The organism is Methylobacterium sp. WL119, from assembly GCF_008039875.1.
GTDB lineage: Bacteria > Pseudomonadota > Alphaproteobacteria > Rhizobiales > Beijerinckiaceae > Methylobacterium.
Genome location: NZ_VRUU01000006.1, coordinates 105,099 through 128,166 on the forward strand (window position 1 = coordinate 105,099; position 23,068 = coordinate 128,166).

The 23,068-nt window shown below is 68.7% G+C and carries 25 protein-coding genes; 19 read left to right on the plus strand and 6 right to left on the minus strand.

What is annotated here, in order from left to right; genetic code table 11:
* The first annotated feature begins 28 nt into the window (after nt 1-28).
* The 6 genes from FV227_RS05040 (at nt 29) to FV227_RS05065 (ending at nt 6,272) form a co-directional block, all read left to right on the plus strand.
* On the plus strand, nt 29-424 hold the full coding sequence (locus FV227_RS05040) for a DUF2141 domain-containing protein (RefSeq protein ID WP_243949250.1): 396 nt from the start codon (nt 29-31) through the stop codon (nt 422-424).
* 8 nt (nt 425-432) lie between these two features.
* Nucleotides 433-1,398 carry an ABC transporter ATP-binding protein gene (locus tag FV227_RS05045; protein ID WP_147858438.1) on the plus strand — a complete coding sequence of 322 codons (966 nt, stop codon included), beginning with the start codon at nt 433-435 and terminating at the stop codon, nt 1,396-1,398.
* The gene (locus tag FV227_RS05050; protein ID WP_147858439.1) at nt 1,395-2,594 is read left to right on the plus strand and encodes an ABC transporter permease; all 1,200 of its coding nucleotides are present in this window, start codon (nt 1,395-1,397) and stop codon (nt 2,592-2,594) included. Before FV227_RS05045 ends, FV227_RS05050 begins: the two co-directional genes overlap by 4 nt.
* A gap of 109 nt (nt 2,595-2,703) precedes the next feature.
* The gene (gene crtI, locus FV227_RS05055; RefSeq protein ID WP_147729536.1) at nt 2,704-4,230 is read left to right on the plus strand and encodes a phytoene desaturase family protein; all 1,527 of its coding nucleotides are present in this window, start codon (nt 2,704-2,706) and stop codon (nt 4,228-4,230) included.
* A gap of 126 nt (nt 4,231-4,356) precedes the next feature.
* On the plus strand, nt 4,357-5,127 hold the full coding sequence (locus FV227_RS05060; RefSeq protein ID WP_147858456.1) for a lysophospholipid acyltransferase family protein: 771 nt from the start codon (nt 4,357-4,359) through the stop codon (nt 5,125-5,127).
* Nucleotides 5,127-6,272, plus strand: coding sequence for a glycosyltransferase family A protein (locus tag FV227_RS05065; RefSeq protein ID WP_147726305.1), 1,146 nt, complete (start codon nt 5,127-5,129; stop codon nt 6,270-6,272). Before FV227_RS05060 ends, FV227_RS05065 begins: the two co-directional genes overlap by 1 nt.
* On the opposite strand, the gene cutA is transcribed toward FV227_RS05065, so the two are convergent.
* Complete coding sequence (cutA, locus tag FV227_RS05070; protein WP_147726304.1) at nt 6,251-6,583, minus strand: divalent-cation tolerance protein CutA; 333 nt, start codon at nt 6,581-6,583, stop codon at nt 6,251-6,253. The genes FV227_RS05065 and cutA overlap by 22 nt on opposite strands.
* A 104-nt stretch (nt 6,584-6,687) precedes the next feature.
* Here cutA and FV227_RS05075 point away from each other — a divergent pair, with 104 nt between their 5' ends.
* On the plus strand, nt 6,688-7,455 hold the full coding sequence (locus tag FV227_RS05075; protein ID WP_147726303.1) for an NAD kinase: 768 nt from the start codon (nt 6,688-6,690) through the stop codon (nt 7,453-7,455).
* A 10-nt stretch (nt 7,456-7,465) separates the two neighbouring features.
* Here FV227_RS05075 and FV227_RS05080 read toward each other — a convergent pair whose 3' ends face one another.
* The 3 genes from FV227_RS05080 to FV227_RS05090 are packed head-to-tail and all read right to left on the minus strand — an operon-like array spanning nt 7,466 to nt 12,613.
* Complete coding sequence (locus tag FV227_RS05080; protein WP_147858440.1) at nt 7,466-10,177, minus strand: hybrid sensor histidine kinase/response regulator; 2,712 nt, start codon at nt 10,175-10,177, stop codon at nt 7,466-7,468.
* 44 nt (nt 10,178-10,221) lie between these two features.
* Complete coding sequence (locus FV227_RS05085) at nt 10,222-11,259, minus strand: HD domain-containing phosphohydrolase (RefSeq protein ID WP_147726301.1); 1,038 nt, start codon at nt 11,257-11,259, stop codon at nt 10,222-10,224.
* Nucleotides 11,260-11,296: 37 nt separating this feature from the next.
* On the minus strand, nt 11,297-12,613 hold the full coding sequence (locus tag FV227_RS05090; protein WP_246686610.1) for a Tad domain-containing protein: 1,317 nt from the start codon (nt 12,611-12,613) through the stop codon (nt 11,297-11,299).
* 676 nt (nt 12,614-13,289) lie between these two features.
* On the opposite strand from FV227_RS05090, the gene FV227_RS05095 reads away from it, so the two are divergent.
* From FV227_RS05095 to FV227_RS05105, 3 genes are all read left to right on the plus strand, one after another.
* Nucleotides 13,290-13,847 carry a TadE/TadG family type IV pilus assembly protein gene (locus FV227_RS05095; RefSeq protein WP_187274682.1) on the plus strand — a complete coding sequence of 186 codons (558 nt, stop codon included), beginning with the start codon at nt 13,290-13,292 and terminating at the stop codon, nt 13,845-13,847.
* On the plus strand, nt 13,844-14,428 hold the full coding sequence (locus FV227_RS05100; protein ID WP_147726298.1) for a TadE/TadG family type IV pilus assembly protein: 585 nt from the start codon (nt 13,844-13,846) through the stop codon (nt 14,426-14,428). The genes FV227_RS05095 and FV227_RS05100 overlap by 4 nt, the downstream gene beginning before the upstream one ends.
* Before the next feature lie 393 nt (nt 14,429-14,821).
* The gene (locus FV227_RS05105; RefSeq protein ID WP_147858442.1) at nt 14,822-16,066 is read left to right on the plus strand and encodes a site-specific integrase; all 1,245 of its coding nucleotides are present in this window, start codon (nt 14,822-14,824) and stop codon (nt 16,064-16,066) included.
* A gap of 95 nt (nt 16,067-16,161) precedes the next feature.
* On the opposite strand, the gene FV227_RS05110 is transcribed toward FV227_RS05105, so the two are convergent.
* The gene (locus FV227_RS05110) at nt 16,162-17,259 is read right to left on the minus strand and encodes a Fic/DOC family N-terminal domain-containing protein (RefSeq protein WP_210246698.1); all 1,098 of its coding nucleotides are present in this window, start codon (nt 17,257-17,259) and stop codon (nt 16,162-16,164) included.
* Nucleotides 17,260-17,294: 35 nt separating this feature from the next.
* The gene (locus FV227_RS05115; RefSeq protein WP_147858444.1) at nt 17,295-17,543 is read right to left on the minus strand and encodes a helix-turn-helix transcriptional regulator; all 249 of its coding nucleotides are present in this window, start codon (nt 17,541-17,543) and stop codon (nt 17,295-17,297) included.
* Between the two features lie 163 nt (nt 17,544-17,706).
* On the opposite strand from FV227_RS05115, the gene FV227_RS05120 reads away from it, so the two are divergent.
* The 9 genes from FV227_RS05120 to FV227_RS05160 all read left to right on the plus strand — a co-directional run bounded on the left by FV227_RS05120 (nt 17,707) and on the right by FV227_RS05160 (nt 23,058).
* Nucleotides 17,707-17,964: a hypothetical protein gene (locus tag FV227_RS05120; protein WP_147858445.1), complete on the plus strand. Its 258-nt coding sequence runs from the start codon at nt 17,707-17,709 to the stop codon at nt 17,962-17,964.
* Nucleotides 17,965-17,975: 11 nt separating this feature from the next.
* A complete protein-coding gene (locus tag FV227_RS05125) occupies nt 17,976-18,494 on the plus strand; it encodes a hypothetical protein (protein ID WP_147858446.1) in 519 nt (172 codons plus the stop codon).
* A gap of 135 nt (nt 18,495-18,629) precedes the next feature.
* Entirely contained in the window at nt 18,630-19,043 is a 414-nt protein-coding gene (locus tag FV227_RS05130) for a hypothetical protein (protein ID WP_147858447.1), read from the plus strand.
* 145 nt (nt 19,044-19,188) lie between these two features.
* Complete coding sequence (locus FV227_RS05135) at nt 19,189-19,638, plus strand: hypothetical protein (protein WP_147858448.1); 450 nt, start codon at nt 19,189-19,191, stop codon at nt 19,636-19,638.
* Nucleotides 19,639-19,693: 55 nt separating this feature from the next.
* Nucleotides 19,694-19,981, plus strand: coding sequence for a hypothetical protein (locus FV227_RS05140; protein WP_348642544.1), 288 nt, complete (start codon nt 19,694-19,696; stop codon nt 19,979-19,981).
* Entirely contained in the window at nt 19,974-20,144 is a 171-nt protein-coding gene (locus FV227_RS28840; RefSeq protein ID WP_187274683.1) for a hypothetical protein, read from the plus strand. The genes FV227_RS05140 and FV227_RS28840 overlap by 8 nt, the downstream gene beginning before the upstream one ends.
* Nucleotides 20,145-20,379: 235 nt before the next feature.
* On the plus strand, nt 20,380-20,799 hold the full coding sequence (locus FV227_RS05150) for a hypothetical protein (RefSeq protein ID WP_147858450.1): 420 nt from the start codon (nt 20,380-20,382) through the stop codon (nt 20,797-20,799).
* On the plus strand, nt 20,796-21,665 hold the full coding sequence (locus FV227_RS05155; protein WP_147858451.1) for a bifunctional DNA primase/polymerase: 870 nt from the start codon (nt 20,796-20,798) through the stop codon (nt 21,663-21,665). Before FV227_RS05150 ends, FV227_RS05155 begins: the two co-directional genes overlap by 4 nt.
* 7 nt (nt 21,666-21,672) lie before the next feature.
* A complete protein-coding gene (locus FV227_RS05160; RefSeq protein WP_246686671.1) occupies nt 21,673-23,058 on the plus strand; it encodes a phage/plasmid primase, P4 family in 1,386 nt (461 codons plus the stop codon).
* Nucleotides 23,059-23,068 lie beyond the last annotated feature (10 nt).

A 23,068-nucleotide genomic window follows, 5' to 3' on the forward strand; every position in this document is an offset into this window, starting at 1 on the left:
CGCCCCGAGGCGCCTCGCGCTCGCCGCGGTGGCCGTCGTCGTCGCCCTGCCGGCGGCGGCGGCCACCGTCGAGGTGGTGGTGGATGGGGCCGACCCCGGCACCTCCGTGTCCGTCGCCCTGTGCCAGGGCGGCCTGTCCGAGGAGGCCTGCAGCCTCGGGCAGGAGCTGACCGCGCGCGGCGGGACGGTGAACGTCGTGTTCCGCGACGTTCCGGCCGGCCGCTACGCCGTCGCGGCGTTCGAGGACGTCAACGGCAACCGCAAGCTCGACCGGACCGGCCTCGGCCTGCCGATCGAGCCCTACGGCTTCTCCGGGGGCGTCGGTCTCAAGGCCCGCCCGACCTTCGCGCAGGCCGCCTTCGACCTGCGCGAACCCGGGACCGCGCTGCGGGTCGGCCTCGCCCGCGCCCTGCCCCGACGCTGAGGCGCCGCGTGACGGAGCCTCTCGTCCGCGTCGCGGGCGCCGCCCTCGCCTATCGCGATCGACGCGTGCTAGACGCGGTCGATCTCGTCCTCGGCGCGGGCGAGATCCTGGCGCTGCTCGGGCCGAACGGCGCCGGCAAGACCTCGCTGATGCGCCTGATCGCGGGGCGCCTCGCGCCGCAGGCCGGAACGGTGCGGGTCGGCGGCCAGGATCCGTTCCGGGTGCGCGCAGCGCGGCGGGCGATCGGCTGGGTGCCGCAGGAGATCGCGCTCTACCCGCGCCTCACCGTCGCCGAGAATCTCGGCGTGTTCGCGCAGCTCGCCGGCATCGGGCGGCGTGAGCGCGCCATGGCCGTGGCGGAGGCCATGGCGCTCACCGACATCGCCGAGGCGGCCGGGCGCCCGGTCGGGCTGCTCTCGGGCGGCTACCAGCGGCGGGTCAACATCGCGGCGAGCCTGATGTGCCGGCCGGCCCTGGTGCTGCTCGACGAGCCGACGCAAGGGGTGGATCTCGTCGCCCGCGCCGCGATCCACGCCGTGCTCGGGCGCCTGCGCGAAGAGGGCACCGCCATCCTGATCGCCACCCACGACTTCGCCGAAGCCGAGCGCCTCGCCGACCGTGCCGCCTTCATGGCCGGTGGCCGCATCGTCCGCGAAGGTACGCTCGCGGACATGCTGGCCGAGCTTCGTGCCGGCATTCCCGAGCGCGAGGTCGCCCTCAGCCTGCCGGCCGGCCCCGCCGCCGACGAGGCCCTGCGCCGCGCCGGGTTCGCGCCCTCGCACACCCCCCTGGTCTGGCGCGCCGCCCCCGGCCTCGCCCGCCCGCTCGACGGCGCGGACCTGCTCGACGCGCTGCGGGCGCAGGCGGTGCCGGCCTACGAGGTCCGCGTGCGCGCGCCCGGCCTCGAGGCGCTCTACCTCGACGCCCTCGACGGCGGCCCCGCGGGCCTGCGCCTGGCCGAGGCCGCGCGATGATCGGCGCCGCCTTCCGCGTGATGTGGATCAGCCTGATCCGCGACCGCGCCGCCCTGACGATGGCCTTCGTGCTGCCGACCGTCATCTTCGTGATCTTCGCCGCGATCTTCTCGGGCGCGATCGGCGACCGCATCCGCATCCATCTCGGGCTCGCCGACCTCGCCGGCACCGCCACCACCGAGCGCCTGATGAAGGCCCTGGAGGCCGACCCGTCGCTCCGCGTCACCCGCCTGCCCGAGCGCGACTTGGCCGGAATCGTCGCCACGGTGCGCCGCGGCGACGTCGACGTGGCGCTGGTGATCCGCAGCGACCTCGCAGCACCGGTGGCCGGTGCGGCGTCCGAGCAGCCGGTGGTGCTGGTCGAGAGCCCGGCCAAGGCGCTCGCCACCCCGATCGCCCTCGGCCAGCTCCAGCGGGTGCTGAACGAGGCGCTGCCCGACGTGGTGCTGTCGCGGGTCGTCGCCGATGTCGAGCGCAGCGGCAAGATCGGCGCCGACGAGCGCGCCTTCCTCGACGAGGCCTTCGCCGAGCAGCGCGCGAAGAAGGAGCCGTTCAGCTTCGCCTCGCTGGTCGAGCGGCGCAGCACCGCGGAAGGCGCCGCCAACGAGCGCGTGCGCTACTATGCCGGTGCGATCACCGCGGTGTTCCTGCTGTTCGCCGCGATGCAGGGGGCGATGTCGCTCACCGAGGAGCGCGCCACCGGCCTCGCCGACCGGCTGATGGCGGGGCCCGGCGGCCTGGGCGTCATCGTGCTGGGCAAGTTCGCCTTCCTCACCGTGCAGGGCGTCGCCCAGGCCGGGCTGATCTTCGCGGCCGCGGCCCTGCTCTACGGCGTCGAGATCGGCCCGCACTGGCCGGCCTTCCTCGTCACCTGCGCGCTGGTCTCGGCGATGGCGGCCGGGCTCGCGCTCGCCGCCTGCGCCGCCGCCGCGACCCGCCAGCAGGCGCACCTCGCCTCGACCTTCGGCGTGCTGCTGCTCTCGGCGGTCGGCGGCAGCATGGTGCCGCGCTTCCTGATGCCGCCCTGGCTGCAGCAGGCGGGCTGGTTCACGCCGAACGCCTGGGCGATCGAGGCCTACCAGGGCGCCCTCGGCGACGGCGCCGCCGCGGCTTTGGCTGCCTGGGGCGTGCTGTCGGCGATCGGGCTGGCCGGGCTCGGGGCCGCCTTGATGCTCGTTTCGCGGCGGACGGCATGACGATGGTCGACCCGGCGCGACCCGGTGGCGCGTTGACCGCCGATCGGTTCTGCCTAGCTTCAATCGAGGGGACGCCGTCGTCGCGGGCGTGCCGGGAGTATCGAACGCCATGAGCCAGGATTCCACGGTCGCCGTCGTCGGCAGCGGGCTCGGCGGCTTGGCCGCCGCCTGCGTGAGCGCGGCGCGCGGACACCGGGTCACGGTCTACGACAAGAACGACTGGCTCGGCGGAAAGGCCGCGGTGCTGCACGAGGGCGGCTTCCGGTTCGACATGGGGCCGACGATCCTCACCGTGCCGCGCGTGCTGGAGCGCATCTTCGCCGAGGCGGGCCGCAACCTGCACGACTATCTCGACCTGCGCCGGCTCGATCCGCAGTGGCGCTGCTTCTTCGACGACGGCACCCGCATCGACCTGATGCAGGACGTCGCCCGCATGGCCGCCGACATGGATCGCTTCGCGCCGGGCGCCGGGAGCGGCGAGGGCTACAGGAAGTTCTTGGAGGTTTCCGAGAACCTGCACCAGATCTCGGAAAAATTCTTCTTCTGGAAGCCGGTGGAGGACCTGTTCGACACGATCAACGTCCGCGCGAACCTCAACCCCGGGACCCTGCGCGACGTGCTCGCGCTGCGGATGCACGCCTCGGTGGCGAGCACGATCCGCGGCAAGGTGAAGGATGCTCGCCTGGCGCAGATGCTCGACCACTTCGTGCAGTATGTCGGCTCCTCGCCCTACGGCGCGCCGGCGGTGCTCTGCGCCATCGCGCACATGCAGACGGCGGAGGGGGTCTGGTACCCGATGGGCGGCACACGGGCCGTCGCCGAGGCGCTGGCCAAGCTCGCGACCGAGCTCGGCGCGACGCTGAAGCCGGGCGAGGAGGTGTTGGGCCTCGACGTCTCGGCCGGCGCGGTGAAGGGCGTGCGGACCAAGTCCGGCACCACCGCCTACGACGCGGTGATCTCGAACATGGATTCGGTGCGGACCTATAAGGAACTGGTCGGCGGCGACGCCGGCAAGGCCTACGCGAAGAAGAACCCCGAGCCGGCCTGCTCCGGCGTGGTGCTCTACCTCGGCCTGAACAAGCGCTACGAGCACCTGAACCACCACGACTTCGTCTTCTCCAAGGACCCCGAGGAGGAGTTCGACTGGATCTACCGCAAGGGCGAGCCGGCCCCGGACCCGACCGCCTACCTCGCGGCGCCCTCCTCCACCGATCCGTCGGTGGCGCCCGAGGGCGGCGAGGCGCTCTACGTCTTGGTCCACACGCCGTACCTGCGCCCGCACCACGACTGGAAGACGATGTTCCCGGCCTACCGGCAGGTGATCCTCGACAAGCTCAAGCGCACGGCCGGCATGCCCGACCTCGAGGAGCGCATCGTCGTCGAGCGCCACCTCACGCCGCAGGACATCCACGAGCGCTACCACGTGCTCAACGGCGCGATCTACGGGCTGGCCTCCCACGGCAAGGTCATGGGCGCGTTCAAGCCGGGCAACCGCTCGCGGCAGGTGCGCAACCTCTACCTCGCCGGCGGCGCCGCCCATCCCGGGCCGGGCATGCCGATGGTGATGATGTCGGGCTGGATCGCCGCCGACGCGCACGACGCCGACGCCCGCGGGCAGCTGCGCGAATCCGCGTGACCGGCGAAGCGGCACCCGGCATCCTGCCGCCCGGTCCGGTCCGGGATTGAACCCATGGCCGATGCGCCCGATCGCAGCCGCCGGTTCCGGGCGCCGCCGCCGGCCTCGCCGGTGGTGTGGCGGTTCATGGTCGCCTACTTCGATCGCTTCCTCCGGCGGCGGATGAACGCCCTGCGCCTCGCGCGCTGGGGGGCGGCGCCGGAGCTCGGCCCGGGGCCGGTGGTGGTCTACTGCAACCATCCGGCCTGGTGGGATGCGGCGGTGATCATCCTGCTCGCCGGGCGCCTGTTTCCCGAGCGGTCGAGCTACGCGCCGTTCGACGCGCGGATGCTGGAACGCTACGGTGTCTTCCGCCGGATGGGCGCGTTCGGCGTCGACCTCGACACGCCGCGCGGCGCGGCGCAGTTCATGGCGGCCTCGCGCGAGATCCTGGCCCGGCCCGCGAGCGTGCTCTGGATCACCGCCCAGGGGCGCTTCGCCGACGTGCGCAGCCGGCCGCTTGCCCTGCGCGCCGGCGTCGCCCGGCTCGCCGAGATCGCGCCGGACGCGCAGTTCGTGCCGCTGGCGCTCGAATACGCGTTCTGGGACGAGAGCGGCGCCGAGGCCTGCGCGGCCTTCGGCCAACCCGTGTCCGGGCGGACCCTGGGCGATTTGCCCCGCGGCGAGCGCCTCGCGCGGCTGGAGGCCGACCTCACCGCCGTCCTCGATCGCCTGAGCGCCGACGTGATCGCCCGCGATCCGGCGCGGTTCCACGACCTCGCCGCGGGGCGCCAGGGCGTCGGCGGCCTGTACGACGGCTGGCGGCGGATGGCGGCGGCCCTGCGCGGGCGGCGCTTCGAGGCCGGCCACCGGGCCGCGGCCGGGCGGGAGACCCGGGCCGAGGAAGCGCAGCGCTGATGGTCGACCTCGTGCTGCCCGCCCTCGCGATCCTGGCGCTCGCGGCCGCGCTCCTGCCGGCCGTCCTCGCCGCGATGAACCTGACGCTGCTGCGCACGCCCGAGCCGGACGGGCCGGAGGCGGGCCTCGTCTCGATCCTCATCCCGGCGCGCAACGAGGCCGCCCATATCGCGGCGACCGTTCGGGCGGCGCTCGCCGGCGTCGGCGTCGCCGTCGAGGTGCTGGTCGGCGACGACCACTCGACCGACGCCACCGCCGAGATCGTCGCGAGCATCGCCGCCGGCGAGCCGCGCCTGCGCCTCGTGCCTGTGCCGCCGCTGCCGGAGGACTGGACCGGCAAGAACCACGCCTGCGCCCACCTCGCCGGCGAGGCACGTGGCGCGCATCTGCTCTTCGTCGACGCCGACGTGCGGCTCAAGCCGTTCGCGGCGGCCGGCCTCGTCGCCCATGCCCGCCGCACCGGATCGGGCCTCGTCAGCGCGGTGCCGCGGCAGGTGATGGGTACGCTTGGCGAGAAGCTCACCGTGCCGATGATCAACTTCCTGCTCGTCGGCTACCTGCCGGTGGCGATGATGCGCGCCTCGATGCGCCCGGCTTTGGGCACGGCCTGCGGGCAGCTCCTCCTGATCGGGCGCGACGCCTACGCGGCGATCGGCGGCCACGGCGCCATCCGCCGCTTCCTGCACGACGGGGTGAAGCTGCCCCGGCTGCTGCGCGCGGCCGGACACCGCACCGACCTCGTCGCCGGGCACGCGCTCGCCGATTGCCGGATGTATACGGGATTCTCGCAGTGCTGGGCCGGGTTCTCGAAGAACGCCCACGAGGGCATGGCGACGCCGGTGGCGCTGCCGGTCTGGACCGCCCTGCTCGGCCTCGGCCACGTCCTCCCGCCCGTGCTGGTGCTGGCCGGCCTCCTCGGCGGCCTCGACGCTGCGACCTGGTTCCTGGCGTTCGCGGCGCTCGCCGTCTCGCTGGCGACCCGCACGGCGATCACCCTGGTGACCGACGAGCCGGCCGCGACCATCCCGCTCCACCCCGCGGCGGTCGTGGTCGCGCTGGCGATCCAGTGGAACGTGCTGCTGCGCCGCAAGCGCGCCGGCGCCGCCGTCTGGAAGGGCCGCAGCTATCCGACCGGCGGCGCCTGAGTCTCCGAGAGGATCCACGCCGCCGTCTCCGCATCCGCCTCGGCGACCGCGAGGTGCAGGACGATCGGCGTCTCGTAGGGATGGCGCGCCTTCAGGGCCGCGGCGAGGGTGTCCGACAGGCCCGTGCGCGTCTTCACGATCGCGACGACCTCGCTGCCGTGCTCGATCGCGCCCTTCCAGGCGTAGACCGAGCGCATCCCGGGCAGCACGTTGACGCAGGCGGCGAGCTTGTCCCGCACCAGCGTCTCGCCGACGGCGAGCGCCGTCTCGGCATCGGGGAACGTGGTATAGACGAGGAGCGGACGCTCCATGCTATGGCTCTCTGAACGACTGGGCGCACGCACGAAGCATGGTGCACGCGCACGATTGAGCCCCGCTCCGGCTCCGCGTCAACTCAGGTGGGTCCGGGTCACGCATGCCGCGCTTCCACAAGGTCGCCTTCGTCGCGAGCCCGACGCCCGACGCCCGCGAGGCGGCCGCCGCCCTGATGCGGCGCTACGACCACGTCGCGCCCGAGGAGGCCGACGTGGTGGTCGCCCTCGGCGGCGACGGCCTGATGCTGCAGGTGCTCCACCGCTTCATGGACGCGAAGAAGCCGATCTACGGCATGAACCGCGGCACCGTCGGCTTCCTGATGAACGAGTTCCGCGAGGATACCCTCCTGGAGCGCCTGGAGGCCGCGCATCGCAGCGTCGTCCACCCGCTGCTGATGGAGGCGCACGACACCGAGGGGCGCAGCCACCGCGCGCGCTCGATCAACGAGGTCTACCTGCTGCGCCAGACCCACCAGACCGCCAAGCTCAAGATCTCGGTCGACGGGCAGGTGCGGCTGCCCGAGCTGATCGCCGACGGGGTGCTCGCCGCCACCGCGGCCGGCTCCACCGCCTACAACCTGTCGGTCGGGGGCCCGATCCTGCCGCTCAATGCCAAGCTCCTGGCGCTGACGCCGATCTCGGCGTTCCGGCCCCGGCGCTGGCGCGGCGCGCTGCTGCCGGACCACGCCCACATCCGGATCGAGGTGCTCGACGCCGAGCATAGGCCCGTCGCGGCGGTGGCCGACCACACCGAGTTCCGCCGGGTGTCGATGGTCGACACCTGGCTCGACCGGGAGACCGATCTCGTGCTGCTGCACGACCCCGGCCACAGCCTCGACGAGCGCATCCTGCGCGAGCAGTTCGGCTGAAGGCGCTCGCCTACGCAGCGAGATCCCTGCGCGCCCCGTAAGCGGCGAGCGCGCACAAAGTCTCCGCGAACGCCGCACGGATCTCCGCCATCTGCCCCGCATCGGGGATGGTGCCCGAACTCCGAGCCCCGCCCTCGACCGCGGCGAGCAACCCGACCAGCCGCGTCGCGCCGATGTTCGCGCTCATCGACTTCAGGCCGTGGGCGGCGCTGGCGACGGTGCCGGCTTCGCCTCCGGGGATCGCGGCTTCCAGCGCGGTCAGCGCCGCCGGCGCCTGCCCGGTGTAGAGGCCGAGCACGCGCGCCAGGAAGGCGCCGTCGCCCATCTCGGCGAGGCCTTCGAGGGTTTCGCTGTCGAGGAGCCCGGGGGCGGAAGGCTGGTCCGAGCCTGCTTCGTCGAAGGCGTCCACCCGGGACGCAAGCGTGTCCGCACCGGGCGCGTCGGCCACGACGAAGCGGCCGAGCACCTGCGCGAGCTGGGCCAGGGTGAAGGGTTTTGCCAGCGTCCCGTCCATGTCGGCGTCCTGCCACGCGAGCGCTCCGTCGCCGATCACGTGCGCGGTCATCGCGACGATCGGCAGGCGGGCGGCGCCGGTCTCGGCCTCGCGGCGGCGGATCGCGCGCGTCGCTTCGAACCCGTCGAGAACCGGCATGCTGCCGTCCATCAGGACCAGATCGAAATGGGCGGCCGCGCTCGCGGCCATCGCCTGCGCGCCGTCCCCGACGGTGATCACGTCCGTCACGCCGCAGCGCGCCAGCGCCTCGATCGCGACCTCCAGGTTCACGGCGCTGTCGTCGGCGACGAGCACGCGGGCCTGAGGGAAGCGCGGCAGGGCGTCGGCGGAGGTAGTGGAACGCGGCGCGTTCGCGGCGAACGGGCGGTCGGCGGCGAGCGCTGCCAGCACCGGCCGCCACTCTGCCTGCACCACGGGCCAGCGCAAGACCTCGTCGGCGAGCCCGGCGCGGAGCGCCTGCTGACCGGCCGGATCGCCCATCGGCACCACCGCGACCACCCGCAGGGCCGCGTCCGGGCGGCGCCCCCGCGCGAGCAGCTCGGCCGCATCCATGATCCAGGGTGCGCGATCCGGCGCGGTGTCCGCAAGCGGGGCGAGGTCCGCCTCGACGAGGCCCGCCGCCAGCGCCACGCGTGTCGCACCGCCGAGGCCGGCGAGCACGACGCCCTTCGGCGCCTCGGCCGACCGGCGGATCGTCTCGGCCGTCTCCGGCGCTTCGATCGGGATCCGCGCCCAGAAGGTCGAGCCCTCGCCGACGCGGCTCTCGAGGCCGACGCCGCCGCCCATCGCCGCGATCAGGCGCTCCGCGATCGAGAGGCCGAGGCCGGTGCCGCCGAAGCGGCGCGTGGTCGATTGGTCGGCCTGGGTGAAGGCGGTGAACACCCCGGCGATCTTGTCCTGCGGAATGCCGATGCCGGTGTCGACGACGGCGATCTCCAGCATCCGCCCGCCGTCGCAGGTCCTCATGCGGACGAGGACGTGGCCCGCTTCCGTGAACTTGAGGGCGTTGGAGACGAAGTTGCTGACGACCTGGCCGAGGCGCACCGGGTCGCCGACCATGCCGGCGGGCACGTCCGCGCCGATCTCGGCCGCGAGGTCGAGCCCGACCGTGCGGGCGCGCTCGCCGAACAGCGTGACGACCGAGTCGGCGATCTCGGCCGGGCTGATCGCGGCGCGCTCTAATTCGAGCTTGCCGGCCTCCACCTTCGCGAAGTCGAGGATGTCGTTGATGATCGCCAGCAGCGATTGTCCCGAGCGCGCGATTACCTCGGCGTAGCGGCGCTGGCGCGGCGGCAGGTCGGTGGCGGCCAGGAGCTCGGCCATCACCAGCATGCCGTTCATAGGCGTGCGGATCTCGTGGCTCATGGTGGCGAGGAAGGTGGATTTCGCGGCGTTGGCGGCGTCCGCCTGCTCCCGCGCCTCGCTGAGATCGTGGGTCCGCACGCGGACCTCCTCCTCCAGCCCGGTGCTGTAGGCGGCGAGCTGCCGGTCGCGGACGTTCACCGCGCCGAGCAGGTCGTTGAAGGTCTGGGCCAGGGCCCCGACCTCGTCGTCGGTGGTGACGTCGGCCCGTCGGCTGTAGTCGTGGCGCGAGCGCACCGCGTCCATGGTGCCGGCGAGCGCGGTCAGCGGCCGCGTCACGGCGCGCTGGAGCCTGAGCGAGACCGCGAGGCCGACGGCCACCGCGACGAGGCCGGCGAGCAGCGCGTTGAGCGCGACGCCGCCGAGGCGGTCGGCGAGGTCGCCGGTCTCGGCCACCACCACGACCCGGCCGATCTCGCGCTGGTTCTCCAGCACCGGCTCGCCGACCTTGAGGGTCCGGGTGAGGAGCAGAGCGAGGAGCGACGGCTGCTCGGCGGCGTCGAGGTCGAGGTCGTTCGACAGCCTGAGCCCGATGCCCTGCTCGCCGAGGATGCTGCCGTCCGGGCGAATCAGCGCGGCGTAGACCAGCGAGGGGTTGCGCGCGATCGCCCGAAGGGTGGTGTCGGCCGCATCCGCGTCGTCGCTCGCGATGGCGCCGGCGCCGCTCTGCGCGAGCACGCGCGCGACCGTGCGCAGGGCCTCGCGCTTGTCGGCGGCGTAGCGGTCGACCTCGCGCCAGACCGAGAGCGTGGTCGCGACAAGGAGCGCTACCGCGACGGCGCCGACGACCGCCCAGGCGACCCGGCCCGCCAGGGACCGCCGCGGGTCCAGTGCCTTCCGACGCATCGTGCCCCGGCCTTCCTTCGAACGTCGCATCCGATCGCCTCGGCTCACGCGGCTGCGCGCAGCCATTGCCGCTCGACCTCGCCCCAGCCGGCCAGGAACGCCGCGACGCAGGCCGGGTCGAAGTGTGAGCCTGCGTTGTCGGACAGGAGCGCCCGCGCCTTCTCGAGCGACCAGGCTTCCTTGTACGGCCGCTCCGAGACCAGGGCGTCGAACACGTCGGCCACGGCGACGATGCGGCCCGACAGCGGGATCGCCTCGCCGGCCAGGCCCGCCGGATACCCGGTGCCGTCCCAGCGCTCGTGGTGGCTCGCGGCGATCTCGGCGGCGAGCTGAACCACGTTCGAGGTGCTGCCTTCGAGGATGCGGCGGCCGCGCTCGGCGTGCTTCTCCATCTCGCTGCGCTCGTCGACCGAGAGCGCGCCCTGCTTGAGCAGGATCGCGTCGGGCACGCCGATCTTGCCGACGTCGTGCATCGTCGAGGCGAGGCTCAGGAGGCGGCAATATTCGGCGTCGAAGCCGAGGTTCTTCGCGATGATGCCGACATAGGTCGAGACCCGCGCGATGTGGTTGCCGGTGTCGGTGTCGCGGTGCTCGGCCGCGCGCATCAGGAGGTCGATGATCTCGCGCTCGCGCGCCTCGATCACCGAGACGGCGGCGGCGACCTCGCGCGCCAGCCACGCCGCGCGGTCCTGCTCCTGACGGTGGGCGTGGCTGATCTTCATCAGGTTGCCGACGCGCGCCCGGATCTCGGCGGGGTCGAACGGCTTGCCCAGGAAGTCGGTGGCGCCGGCATCGAGCGCCTGACGGCGGATCGTGCGCTGGTCCATGCTCGTCACCATGACGATCGGCACGTGCGCGAAGCCCGCCACGCCCCGCGCGGCCGCGATGAACTCGAGCCCGGTCATCCCCGGCATGTCGTAGTCGGTGATGGCGATGCCGATGCGCTCGACGTTGTCGCGCAGGAACGCCAGCGCCGCGACGGGGCAGGTGAACTCGACCGGCTCGCAGTCGGGCACGGGCTTCAGCGCCTGGACGACGAGCAGGTTGTTGAGTTCCGCATCATCGAGGATCAGCGCGAGCATGAGGCTCCATCCCGTCGGCGGTGAAGGGGGCCCGTCGTCATTGCGTCAGCAGCAGCCGGCCGGAGACCGGGCCGACGCCCTTCGGCACCGGCACGCTCGTCGCGCCGTAATTCGCGTTGAGGACGAGGTTCGGGCCTTCGTAGAGGTTGATCTGCTGGGCCACGATCACGGTGTAGGCCGACTGGTCGGCCACCGGCCTGGATGCGTCGATCACAAGGCGGCCCGCCGGCAGGTAGATCGTGCCGAGCATGGTGCGGGCGTTGTCGCTGATGATGCGGTAGGTCCGCACCGGCTTGGTGAAGGCGAGCGGCGGCGGCGTCGGGCTGATGATGTCCCCGAGCAGGGTTTCGACGAGCGCCGTCGGATCGATCGGCAGGATGACCCCGCGATCCTCCGACAGCAGCAGGCCAGCCATGATCCCGGTCGTGGGGGCGGTCAGGCTGATGGTGGTCTTCTTGTCGAAGACCAGGCCGCCGTTGTTCCCGGTGAAGTAGAAGGCCACGTCGGTGCCGGTGAGCGTCGCCTTCTTGTCGACGACGAGCGGACCGTCCTTCATCACGTAGATGCCAGGCTTCAGCGTGACGACGGCGTCCTTGGTGATGTGCAGGCCGGCGCAATAGGTGCCCGGCTCCAGGGTGATGTCTCTGTCGATCGTCTTGATCGCGCGCACGTTGAGCAGGTTGAGCGGGAACGGCAGCGTCGCGCAGGCGCCGATCGGCGGCGCGGCGCGGTCCTTCAGCGGATCCTCGATCACCGGGCACCCGGTCTGCGGCGTCGGGCTGAAGTTCGCGCGCACGCCGAGGTAGCCACCGGCCGAGCAGATCGTCTGCGCCTTGGCGATCGCGTTGTCCTGGCCCACCATTCCCGTCCCCGAGACGGAGTTCGAGTAGAGGGCGCAATCGGTGGCGGTGACCTGCGCGTTCTTCTGCAGGTTGAACGCGCCGGCGGCGAAGGGGTCGAGCGCCAGCATGCACAGGCGCATCCGACCGACGACGCTCGCCTGCGCCTTCACCGCGAGCTTGGCGGCGGGCATCCCGACGAAGCTGCCGAAGGACAGATTGTAGCTCTCGGCGGCGATCGCCGCGACATTGGTCTTGTCGGGCGCGACCGTGACCTGCACGGTCAGCGGCCGGTCCGGCGGCGATTTTGCCTCCGATCGCACCGTCTGCTCGGTGACGCCGACCACCGCGGCGGTGCTCGACAGGGCAAGCTTGAGGGCGTTGCCGCCGGCGAGCGCTCCGGCGTCGACGGCGGCCTGCAACTGGTTCCGCCGGGCCGCAAGGCGCGCATAGTCGACGCCGCCGCCGACGAGGCCGAGCAGCATCGTCGCGCAGAGGCAGAAGATGACGGCCACGGCGCCGCGTCCGTCGGCTCCGAACGCCCGGAAGCGAGACGCCGCGGACGCGAACGCCACGCCGCCGCGATGCCCCGTTCGCCACCCGCTCCCCATCCCGACCGCCTCCTCGGCCCATCTTGAACCGACGGGTCTACAGGCTTCGGATTAATGAAAGGCCCTCTCGATCCGATCGGATGGAGGCGGGCGCAGAGTGATCGCGTCTGGCGTGCAGGACTTGATGAAAACAATCAAGGATTGAATTATTAGGGTCGATGCTCGTCTCCGGACGAGAACCGTTGCAGGATCGAGCCTGAATCTACATCTACAGGTAGAATTTTGCGGCGGTTTGTCGACGATATCGACCGTAGCGCCCGGCCGGCATCGAATATCGGTATTACCCCAGGTTGTAGGCCTGTTCGCCGCTCGGATCGCGTCGTCGCCGCTGCGATTGCCTTGCCCGGCCTCAGGAATTTTAAAGCTCTACCACCGTAGACTGCGGTCCATTCGGGGTAGGACCGGGCCGACGATCGGCGATCCGATGCCCTTCAGGCCGAGAATGCGTCGGACGCCCAGGACACGCTGCACGTTGCCGATCGATCGGCCCGGACCCGTCGGCTCGATCGCCGTTCGCGCTGCGGATCTCCGGGCGTGGCTTCGCCGCGCATCGGTTCACGCATGGGCGCGGGTCCGGTTCGTGTCCGCGGCGGCTCCGATCCGGGCGGGCCTGCTGGGCGACCGTCGCGGCGTCGCCGCCGTCGAGTTCGCGATGCTGGCGCTGCCCTTCATCGCCCTGCTCGGCGTCGTCGCCGAATCCGGCGTGGTCGTGCTGGCCCAGCAGACCCTCGACGTGTCCGTCGACCGGGCCTCGCGCCTGCTGCGGACGGGCGAGTTCCAAGACCGGGCCGACGGCTCGGATCCGGCACAGCGCCTGCGGCAGCTGATGTGCGGCAATTCCAGCCTCTTCTTCGCCTGCCGGGACGTCCGCCTCGACGTGACGCGGGCGGAGACCTTCAAGGGCTCGCAGGTGTCCGAGCCCTACGACACACAGACCAAGACCGTCTCGCAGAGTTTCGGCACCCAGTTCCAGTGCCCGACGGGGGACGACGTGATCGCGATCCGCGCGGCCGTCCCGATCCTGCGGCTGTTCGCGTTCCTCGACTTCACCGGGCGTCGCCTCGCCGACAACCGCCAGCTCCTCGTCTCGACCGTGATCTTCCGGGCGGAAGCCTACGACGCGAAGCCCTGCCAATGACGGCGGGCCGGGGCGGCCTCGGGCGGTTCGCGCGTGCGGAAGGCGGCGTCAGCGGCGTCGAGTTCGCCTTCATCGCCCCGATCCTGGTCCTGATGTTCATGGCCTCGATCGAGCTTCCGCGCGCGATCACCACGGGGCGCCGGGTCTCGCTCGCGGCGACGACGATGGCGGACCTGATCTCGCGCGCCGACGTGACCGACATCGCCGACGTCTACGCCGCCGCACAGGCCGTCTCGAGCCCGTACGACCTCGGCCGTGCAGGCATCGTGCTCACCGCCGGCGGGATCTACCTCGACGGGTCGACCCCCGTGGCGAAGGTCTGCTCCAGCGTCGCGCGCAACGACACGCAGCGCGCGGCCGGCTCGACGATCGGCCCCGCGCCGGCCGGAACGGCAAGCCCCGGGGACCGTCTGGTGATGGCCGAGCTGCGCCTGCCCTACACCGCCGTGTTCGGCGTCTTCCCCGTCCTGAACCGCTGGACGTTCGTGGTCAGCAAGACCTGGCCGGTGCGGGCCGGCAAGACCTATCTCGGGCGCGAGGAAGTCGTGCTGCCCGGCGGAAAGCCCTGCGCGGCATTCTGAACGAAGACGCATCGCGCGCGCCGCGATGATCGAGCGGGAAGGCGCGGCCCACACGCACGAGGCGCGACGGCCGGCTCGATCATGAAAGGCCGCGATTTCCGAAGACGGTCCCGAAACGCAAAAAGCCGGCCTGAGCCAGCTCTTGCAGTTCGATCAGTACCTGAATTGGAGCGGGCGAAGGGATTCGAACCCTCGACCCCAACCTTGGCAAGTTTAGGTTCGGCACATTTCGCGTCTTTCCCCGTGATTGCTCGACGTTGCCAAGTTCCTGATCCTTCTTGCGGATCGGCCTAATCCGAGTTTGCTGCTCTGTGCGCAGTTGGGGCTCGGTTTCCGCCCATCTGCTTCCGCCCTGCTTCCGTGGCGGAGTGAGCAACAGGGTTGGGGTCATCCATGCCGAAGATCACGAAGCGCGTCGTCGACGCGATCGAGCCAAATCCGACGCGCGAAGTGCAGGTCTGGGACAGCGAGTTGAAGGGCTTCGGCGTCCGGGTCCAGCCGAGCGGCGTCGCATCCTACTTCGTGTTCTACCGGACAGAGGAAGGCCGGCAGCGCAAGCTCACCCTCGCCCGGGTCGGCGCCGTCACGCCCGACGAGGCCAGGCGGGCGGCGCGGGAAAAGCTCGGCGCCTCGACCAAGGGCGAGGACCCATCAGCCGACCGTCACCGCATCCGGCACGCAATCACGGTGGCCGAACTCTGCGACCTCTATCTTGAGGATGCCAAGGGCCGTGTGAAGGCCTCGACGCTGGCGATGGACCGCAGCCGCATCGATCGTCACGTGAAGCCGCTCCTGGGCGCTCGTAGGGTCCCTGCCCTCACCTCTGACGACGTCGAGGCCATGCACCGGGACATCGCGGCCGGGAAGACGGCTGCAGCCCGCGCCGGCATCGGCGGCATCACCACCGGCGGCAAGGGCGTGGCAGCCCGCACGGTCGGGATGCTCGGCACCATCCTAGAGTTCGCCAAGCGGAAAAAAATCATCACGGCCAATCCGGCCCGAGGCGTCCAGCGCGCGCCCGACGGCAAGCAGCGTCGGTTCCTATCGGCCGCCGAGATCCACCGGCTGGGGGCGTCCATGCGCGAGGCCGAGGACCAAGGCGAGACGGCAGTGGGGATCGCGGCCGTACGGTTCCTGCTGCTCACGGGCTGCCGGCGGATGGAAGCGCTCGCCCTGCCCCGTGCCTGGCTCGACGAGGAGCACAGCTGCATCCGCTTCGGGGACACCAAGAGCGGTGCTCAGCTCCGGCCGATCGGCAAGGCCGCCTTCGCCGCCCTGCCCGCTCCGACGGGCTCGCCATGGGCGTTCCCGGGCGAGCGTAGCGGTGGGCACTTCGTCGGCCTGCCGAAGGTGCTGGATCGGCTGTGCGAGCGCGCCGGCCTGAAGAGCGTAACGCTCCACGTCCTGCGACACACGTTCGCCGCGACCGCTGCCGGGATGGGCTACTCGGAACTGACCATCGCGGGGCTGCTGGGCCATAGCGTGCCGGGGGTGACAGCTCGCTATGCACATGTGCCAGATGTGGCGCTGGTAGCAGCAGCCCAAGGCGTATCGGAGCGGATGAGCGGCTTGCTGGACCTTCGCAACGAGGCTTGCAGGGGCGGCCCGATTGCTCGACCTTCTGTTGCCTGCGCCTAACGCAAAAGGCGTTGTGTAAGGCGGCAGGCGTTCCATCTTACGCGACCCGATTCGCCCCTAGCCGGCCTTACACAAAATGTGTTGCGTTAAGTAGATCAGCTTTCGCCTAACGCAAGTGGCATGACCTCTCGGCCTTCGGTGATGTTGATCAATTCGGGCAGTGCAAACACGCTTGGAGTTCTACCGGCGCCCTTGCGCACCCTATGGATCAGGCCCTGAGCATGAAGCTGCGTGATGATGCCATTCGCTGTGACACGGTTCTCGATCCCGGCATGGGTCGCAAAATCGGTCGTGTTAATTATCGGCCTCATGAAAAAGGCATCTAGTGCAGGGACTGCAAACTGAGACCGAGTTGCATCAATAAACTTCTGCTTCTTGCTTTCATATAATATCAGGATATTCTTCACTTTTTCCAGATTTACATCGGCTTGGCTTATTATTGCAGTCAGAAAAAATTCAATCCAAGACTGCCAATCGCCGTGCTTTGTAATACTCAATAACGCATCATAATACTCGGTTCTATGGCTTTCGAGAAATTCAGATAAGTAAAACATAGGACTAGAAAGAGTTTTTTTCTGAAAAAGAAGTAGAGGAATAATCATTCTTCCTATGCGACCATTTCCATCTTTGAATGGGTGAAGAATTTCAAATTGTGCGTGTGCAACTGCGACCTGAACGATCGGGTCTTCTTCTTCCGAAGCGAGATAGATTGCCCAATCGTCTAGGGCTTGTGGCAAAACAATAGGACTAGGAGGAATAAATCTAGCGTTCTCCATTTTGCAGTTCGGGCGCCCAATCCAATTTTGATCATTCCTAAAATTCCCTGGCGCTTTGTCGTGCCCTCTAACGCCTTGTAATAAGTGTTGGTGCACACCCTTGATGAGTGACAAAGACAATGGACGATGCTGAAGCGACTGCTCTGCATCTCTCATCGCGTTGCGATAATTGGATATTTCTTCGAGATCTGCATGGCGGTTCGCGGCTTGTTCGATACCGGCATCCTGTTGAAGAACTTCTTCAAGAGTAGCAACCGTGCCCTCAATCCGAGAAGAAAGCACTGCTTCGTTAGCCGTCACAGGCGAAAGCAAAACAGCCGGGTTGAGCAATGCTTGTAGCATGCCGTCATAGCGTGCGAGCGCAGCATTTGCTTTTCCAACTAGTGGCAACAGCCGGCGCCAATCGAGTTCGACCACCGGGAGTACCGGAGGGATGCAGGGCTCGTTGGCCATTAATGTGAAACCTCAGACTTTTTGAGCCGCACGCCTGGTCCCTCGCCATTCTCTTCAATGAAGATGACACCGGCTGCTTCGAGGGCGGTTTGGAGCTTGGCCCCGGTATCAGCTCTGCCGCCGATCGGACCGTCCGTGGACTCAAGACGCGCTAGTGTCGGGTAAGACACCCCCGAGGCCTTCGCGAGGTCGGCCTGCGACCACGCTAGTAGCGCGCGCGCTGCCTTGACCTGTCGGACTGATAGCACGCCGGCGCCCCTTCGATAGAATTTCTATTGACAGGCGACCGCTGCCAACCGATATATATTCTATCAGATGCGGTCAGCAGGAGCAACGCTGCCGGCTCTGACGCCTGCGCGAAAGCGAAGTCTCACGCACATCCCGAAACCTTCAGCCCCGGAGCCCCCGGTTATGGCAATGCCCCCACTCGCCCCCAAGCCGGCCAGCCGCCGGTTCACCGCCGCCCTGTATGCCCGCCCCAGGCCCATCATCGAGCCAGACGAGGCCGTACCCGGCACCGTCGAGGCCTGGGAGGCAATCGCGCCGATCCGGCCCGACACCGCGCACATTCGGTCGCCGCGCTTCCTCGACCTCGCCGGCGAGCTTGTCTCCGCCGTCCTGATCATTGCCGGGGGCGTGCTCGCCTACGGCTTTCTGCAGATCGCGTGATGGAGGCCGCTATGCGCAACTCATTGAAGTGCCACCCGAACACCGACCCGAAGCCGACCCTGCGCGAGTGGTTCGCCGCGATGAAGGCCAAGGCCTCGACCTTGAATGCGGGTAAGGATCGACGGCCCGACGCGACCGCCTTCGTGCCCCCGGCTTCCTCCGCCGTGTCGGCCGCGATCCACGAACATCTGCGAGCCTATGCGGGGCGGCTCTATGCTGAGGTCTACAAGACGGAGGATGCCGGTTCGCGCGCCGAGCAAGAACGCGACGCGTTCCGGGCGGTTCTTCACACCCCGCTAGCCTCGGATGCCGAACGCCTCGCCTACGCCAAGGCCGTCATCGAGCGCGCTGCCGGGGTCCACGGTCTCGAATGCTACGGCAACACCCGTGGCGCTTGGATGCCGACCGCTTACCGCAACATCGCCTTTGGCGAGTACGTCCCGGAGCCCGACATGGTGTTGCCGGAACCGGATGCCTCGGAGCCGGTCGCGAGCGACCTGGGCGGCCAGGGGGTCGCCCTCGCGCACTAGGTCGTCCGCTACTTCGGAGCCGGTCCGATTAATCCTGCGCTTGATGGGGATGCCGCGCTTTGCGAGCGAGCGCAGGCCTTGCTTCGCGGCACGTCTCCTGCGGCGCATCCTGGGCTGTCTACCGTAGAGGCTGAGTTGACGGCCCTCGTTGCGGAATACGAGGGGTTCACTCGCGTCGGTGATGAAGCCATGGCCCGTGAGGATGATGCCGGCTTGCCGCTGCCCGAGAGCTTGGACAACGCAATTGATCGGGTCCGCCATTTCGCGAACCTGGGCCGTGAGGATACCGTTCGGCACGCCATGGCCCTTCCGGCAACCACACTTCTCGGCTTCGGGCTCAAAGCTCTGATCCTGGAGCACGATGCAGGCGCGGCCTGGGATGGGAGCAATGCCGACACAGACACCGCGCGGTGCCGGGCTTTCTTGCACGGGCTGATCGCGGCGGCCGGGCTCTCGCCGATCCCGCGTGCTGACGTGACCTCTGATGAAATTCGCGGGTGGCTTTCCGACCCGACGACGGCGCCCGGCGCCAAGCAGGTGGGGGCCTGACCGATGGGCGACGTGCTCACCTTCCAACAGCGCCGGCATCTCGAACAATGAAGGCGCGCGAAGGACGCTCCAAAAAAGGGAGGCGCTCAAAAAAGAAGAGTGATACGCTTGCATCGTTCCGCAATTGTGATACGAGTGTATCAAGATGAATGAGTTGGCGAAGCAGTACACCACATCGGTGCTGACCCGTGCGGCAGGCTGCTCGCCCGTCACCTTCCGAGCATGGCGAAATCGCAACGGCCTATTCCCGGAGACTAAGGACGATCAGAAGTGGAACAGATTTTCGATCATCGACATCTGCATCGTCCGCGCGATTGTCGTCATAACGGAGTTTGGCGTCGGAGCAAAAGAGGCAATCTGGTCAGCTGAGGAGTTTCTGAGGTCCGCAATTAAAGTTGCATACATTCCAGGACCTGGAATGAGCGCGATCTTAGGAATTTCACGTACGAAGGCGACTGAAGAAGTCGGATTTTATCCTTATCTGGATGTAGTTGACATTCGAAATATACTCGATGAGTCCGGAGGGCTACTACTTTTGATCGATCTTCAATCGATAATTGCACACGTAAAGGCTAATTTGCCTGGGGGTGCATAGGAGTGAACTTTTTAAACGGCGCTAGACAATTCTAGGCCAGCAATAGGATCAGCGAATGACGGAGATGCAATCGCCCCTACTCGGGGGAACGGCGGAGCTTTGCCTGCCATCGAAGACCGGCAAGCCACGGCTTCGCCGTTGGGAGGCCAGCCGGTACCTGCTCAACGAGCACGGGATCGAGATGGCGATCGCGACGCTTGCGAAGCTCGCCTGCCTGGGCGGTGGACCTCCATTCCAGAAGGCTGGCCGAGTCCCGCTCTATCCCGTCGATCTTCTCGATAAATGGGCACTGGCTCGCTTGGGCCGGGTGATCCGGTCGACCTCGGAGGACGGGCATGCCTGAGACCCGCACCGGGCGCGCTGCTCGACTTTTATCGAAACCAATCTGGTCGGCGCTCAAAGCCGGTTCTGCTTCCGTGGCGGTCATCGATCGGGAAGGCATGGTGCTCGGCATCGTCGCCAACAGCACCGCCGCTCGAACCTTCCTCCGGGAGGGCGCGCGATGAATAGCACCCAGGTTGGCAACCGCCTTCCGACCCCTGATCTCGTGCCTGTCTACGAAGCGGCCGGTGACGCTGCCCGGATCGCGGAGTCTTATGCTCGCGCCGCGACAGAGTTCGCTGCCATCGGCGACGCCCGCGGCTTGGCCTATTCGATCCGGTGCGCGGCCAGTGCCCTCATGACCGCGGCTGGTCTCGCTGATGAATTGCGGCCCTCCCGCACGATTAGGGAGCGCGCCGCATGACTATGCAACTCTCCCGTCAGCAGCGCCGCGCCATGCAGCGGCACGCTACCGAAGCCGAACAGGCAACCGATGCAGACCGCAAGTTCTTCGAGCGGTTCCCGCACCGGCAATACCGCATGCGGCGGATGGGCCGCGCCGAGCTCGGTCAGCTTGAAACCGTTTGCGGCGGGACGGTCTTCACCGATCCCGGCGACGCGCCGTTCGTGATGGTGAAGAACATTGCCCCCGGCGTTCGGCTGCGGGCTTTCGTACCGGGGCCGGCAGATGAGGATGGCAGCGACGCCCCAGAAGACGGCATCGCGATCCTCTGGGCGCAATACGCTGCGCGGCATCCTCACTTCGCCGAAAAGGAGGCGATGCTCTGGAGGGCCGTAGCGCTACCCGGCGGTCCGCTTCACGATGGGGGTTGTCGATGACGGATCGCCTGGACGCCGCCCTCTACCTCATCAAGCGCGGGGCGAAGGTCTTCCCGCTTCATGGACTGCGCGAAGGGTCGGACGGCCGTCTCGTCTGCACCTGTGGGAAGCTGGCTTGCGAGGACGCCGGCAAGCACCCCATGGCGAAGCTGGCGCCGAAGGGACTAACCAACGCAACGAACCACGAGCATGTGGTCCGACACTGGTTCACCACGGCCCCCTTCGCCAACATCGGGCTAGCAACCGGGCCTTCCGTTGTCCTAGACGTCGACCCGCGCCATGGCGGCGACGCGAGCCTGGAAGCGCTCGAGGCCGAGCATGGCCCGCTGCCCGAGACCACCCGGGCACTCACCGGCGGCGGTGGCCAACACATCTTCTTCCGGCCACCCCCGGGGATCGAGATCCGGAACAGTGCAGGCGACCAGGGAGGCCTAGCGCCTGGCCTCGATATCCGCGGGACCGGTGGCTACGTCGTCGCCGCCCCGAGCCTCCATGCATCGGGACGGCACTACGCCTGGTCAGTGGACCACCACCCCGATGATGTCGTTCCGGCCCCGATGCCAGGATGGATGGCCACAGCGCTCACGCGGCCCCGCGAGGGCGGAGGTGGACGCGATCCGTCGGAGTGGCGCCGGCTCGTCGCCGAGGGCGTGTCCGACGGTGGCCGCAACACCGCCGTGTCCAGGCTTAGCGGTCACCTGCTCCGGCGCTACGTCGACCCGGCCGTGGCGCATGAACTGGTGCAGGCTTGGAACCTCGCCCGGTGCCGACCTCCGCTCAAGCCTGAGGAGGTGACGAAGACGGTCGGCTCGATTGCCCGTCGCGAACTCAGGCGTAGGGAGGCGCGTAGTGGCAGCAGGCCTTGAGGATATCTTGAACCTGTCGGAGTTCGGCCAGCGCCCCCGTGCCAGGCCACCCGGCAACGGCGATCTGCTGACCGAGGATTGGGCCGCCCGAACCTTTGCTGAGCGGCATGCCGGTGAACTCCTGTTCTGCCACGACACCGGCAAATGGCACGAGTGGACTGGTGCCGCCTGGATCCCGAACAGGCAGGGCAAGGCCTTCCAATGGGCGCGCGAGCTGGCCCGGGAACTATGCCGGGACGAGGATCCCAAGACCCGGTTCATCGCCTCGAAGACGAGCTTCGCCGCCGGTGTCGAACGCTTCTGCCGCTCCGATCCGGCTTTCGCAGTGACGATCGAGGGCTGGGACCGAGACCCGTGGCTCCTGGGCACGCCCGGCGGCACAGTCGACCTGCGCACCGGCAAGCTACGGAAGGCGGATCGGAATGACCGCATCACGAAACTCACCGCGGTGACACCGACCGACGCCTCGGATTGCCCCGTCTGGTTCCAATTCCTGCAGGACGTGACCCAAGGCGATGCTGGGTACATCCGGTTCATCCAGCAGTGGGCCGGGTACTGCCTGACCGGTGACACCAGCGAGCAGGCGCTGTGCTTCGCTTTCGGCGGTGGTGGGAACGGCAAGGGCGTGCTGATCCACGTCCTGGCCGGCATTCTCGCGGACTACGCGCTGAACGCCGCCATGGAGACCTTCACGGCGGCAAAGCACGATCGCCACCCGACGGAGATCGCCGCGCTGCGCGGTGCCCGGCTCGTCACCGCTTCGGAGACCGAGCAGGGGCGCCAGTGGGCCGAGAGTCGGATCAAGCAGCTTACTGGTGGCGACGTCATGCGTGCCCGTTACATGCGGCAGGACGAGTTCGAGTTCACACCTGTCCTGAAGCTGCTCATCATCGGCAACAATAAGCCCGGGCTGTCAAACGTCGATGATGCGGCCCGGCGCCGGTTCAACCTGCTTCCGTTTCTATTCAAGCCTGCCGTCCCGGATCCCCGGTTGGAGAAAAAGCTTCGCGACGAGTGGCCGGCGATCCTGCGTTGGATGATCGAGGGATGCCTGGACTGGCAGGCCTATCGCCTTGTGCGCCCTGAGATCGTGAAGGATGCCACCGACGAGTATTTCACCGCGCAGGACACCTTCAGCCAGTGGCTCGACGATCGGTGTGTCGTTGACAAGACCAACCCCTACCGCAAGGCGACGACCTCGGAACTGTTCGCTTCATGGACCGAGTACGCGCGGTCGAACAATGAGCCGACCGGCACGCAGACCAGCTTCGGCGAGCGCTTGGACAAGCTCGGCTTCAAGAAGAACAAGCATGTCCCGACGGGCGTCGGCGGAAGGGCGCGCGGGTTCGAGGGGGTCGAGGTCAGGCCGCGGCCAAGCCATGAGGGGGATTGAGTTGGGGCGG

Excerpts from the sequence above, each read along its gene's own strand:
- FV227_RS05050 (WP_147858439.1), top strand. The coding sequence starts at position 1,395 with ATGATCGGCGCCGCCTTCCGCGTGATGTGGATCAGCCTGATCCGCGAC.
- crtI (WP_147729536.1), top strand. The coding sequence starts at position 2,704 with ATGAGCCAGGATTCCACGGTCGCCGTCGTCGGCAGCGGGCTCGGCGGC.
- FV227_RS05060 (WP_147858456.1), top strand. The coding sequence starts at position 4,357 with ATGGTCGCCTACTTCGATCGCTTCCTCCGGCGGCGGATGAACGCCCTG.
- FV227_RS05065 (WP_147726305.1), top strand. The coding sequence starts at position 5,127 with ATGGTCGACCTCGTGCTGCCCGCCCTCGCGATCCTGGCGCTCGCGGCC.
- cutA (WP_147726304.1), bottom strand. The coding sequence starts at position 6,583 with ATGGAGCGTCCGCTCCTCGTCTATACCACGTTCCCCGATGCCGAGACG.
- FV227_RS05075 (WP_147726303.1), top strand. The coding sequence starts at position 6,688 with ATGCCGCGCTTCCACAAGGTCGCCTTCGTCGCGAGCCCGACGCCCGAC.
- FV227_RS05080 (WP_147858440.1), bottom strand. The coding sequence starts at position 10,177 with ATGCGTCGGAAGGCACTGGACCCGCGGCGGTCCCTGGCGGGCCGGGTC.
- FV227_RS05085 (WP_147726301.1), bottom strand. The coding sequence starts at position 11,259 with ATGCTCGCGCTGATCCTCGATGATGCGGAACTCAACAACCTGCTCGTC.
- FV227_RS05100 (WP_147726298.1), top strand. The coding sequence starts at position 13,844 with ATGACGGCGGGCCGGGGCGGCCTCGGGCGGTTCGCGCGTGCGGAAGGC.
- FV227_RS05105 (WP_147858442.1), top strand. The coding sequence starts at position 14,822 with ATGCCGAAGATCACGAAGCGCGTCGTCGACGCGATCGAGCCAAATCCG.
- FV227_RS05120 (WP_147858445.1), top strand. The coding sequence starts at position 17,707 with ATGGCAATGCCCCCACTCGCCCCCAAGCCGGCCAGCCGCCGGTTCACC.
- FV227_RS05125 (WP_147858446.1), top strand. The coding sequence starts at position 17,976 with ATGCGCAACTCATTGAAGTGCCACCCGAACACCGACCCGAAGCCGACC.
- FV227_RS05135 (WP_147858448.1), top strand. The coding sequence starts at position 19,189 with ATGAATGAGTTGGCGAAGCAGTACACCACATCGGTGCTGACCCGTGCG.
- FV227_RS05140 (WP_348642544.1), top strand. The coding sequence starts at position 19,694 with ATGACGGAGATGCAATCGCCCCTACTCGGGGGAACGGCGGAGCTTTGC.
- FV227_RS28840 (WP_187274683.1), top strand. The coding sequence starts at position 19,974 with ATGCCTGAGACCCGCACCGGGCGCGCTGCTCGACTTTTATCGAAACCA.
- FV227_RS05150 (WP_147858450.1), top strand. The coding sequence starts at position 20,380 with ATGACTATGCAACTCTCCCGTCAGCAGCGCCGCGCCATGCAGCGGCAC.
- FV227_RS05155 (WP_147858451.1), top strand. The coding sequence starts at position 20,796 with ATGACGGATCGCCTGGACGCCGCCCTCTACCTCATCAAGCGCGGGGCG.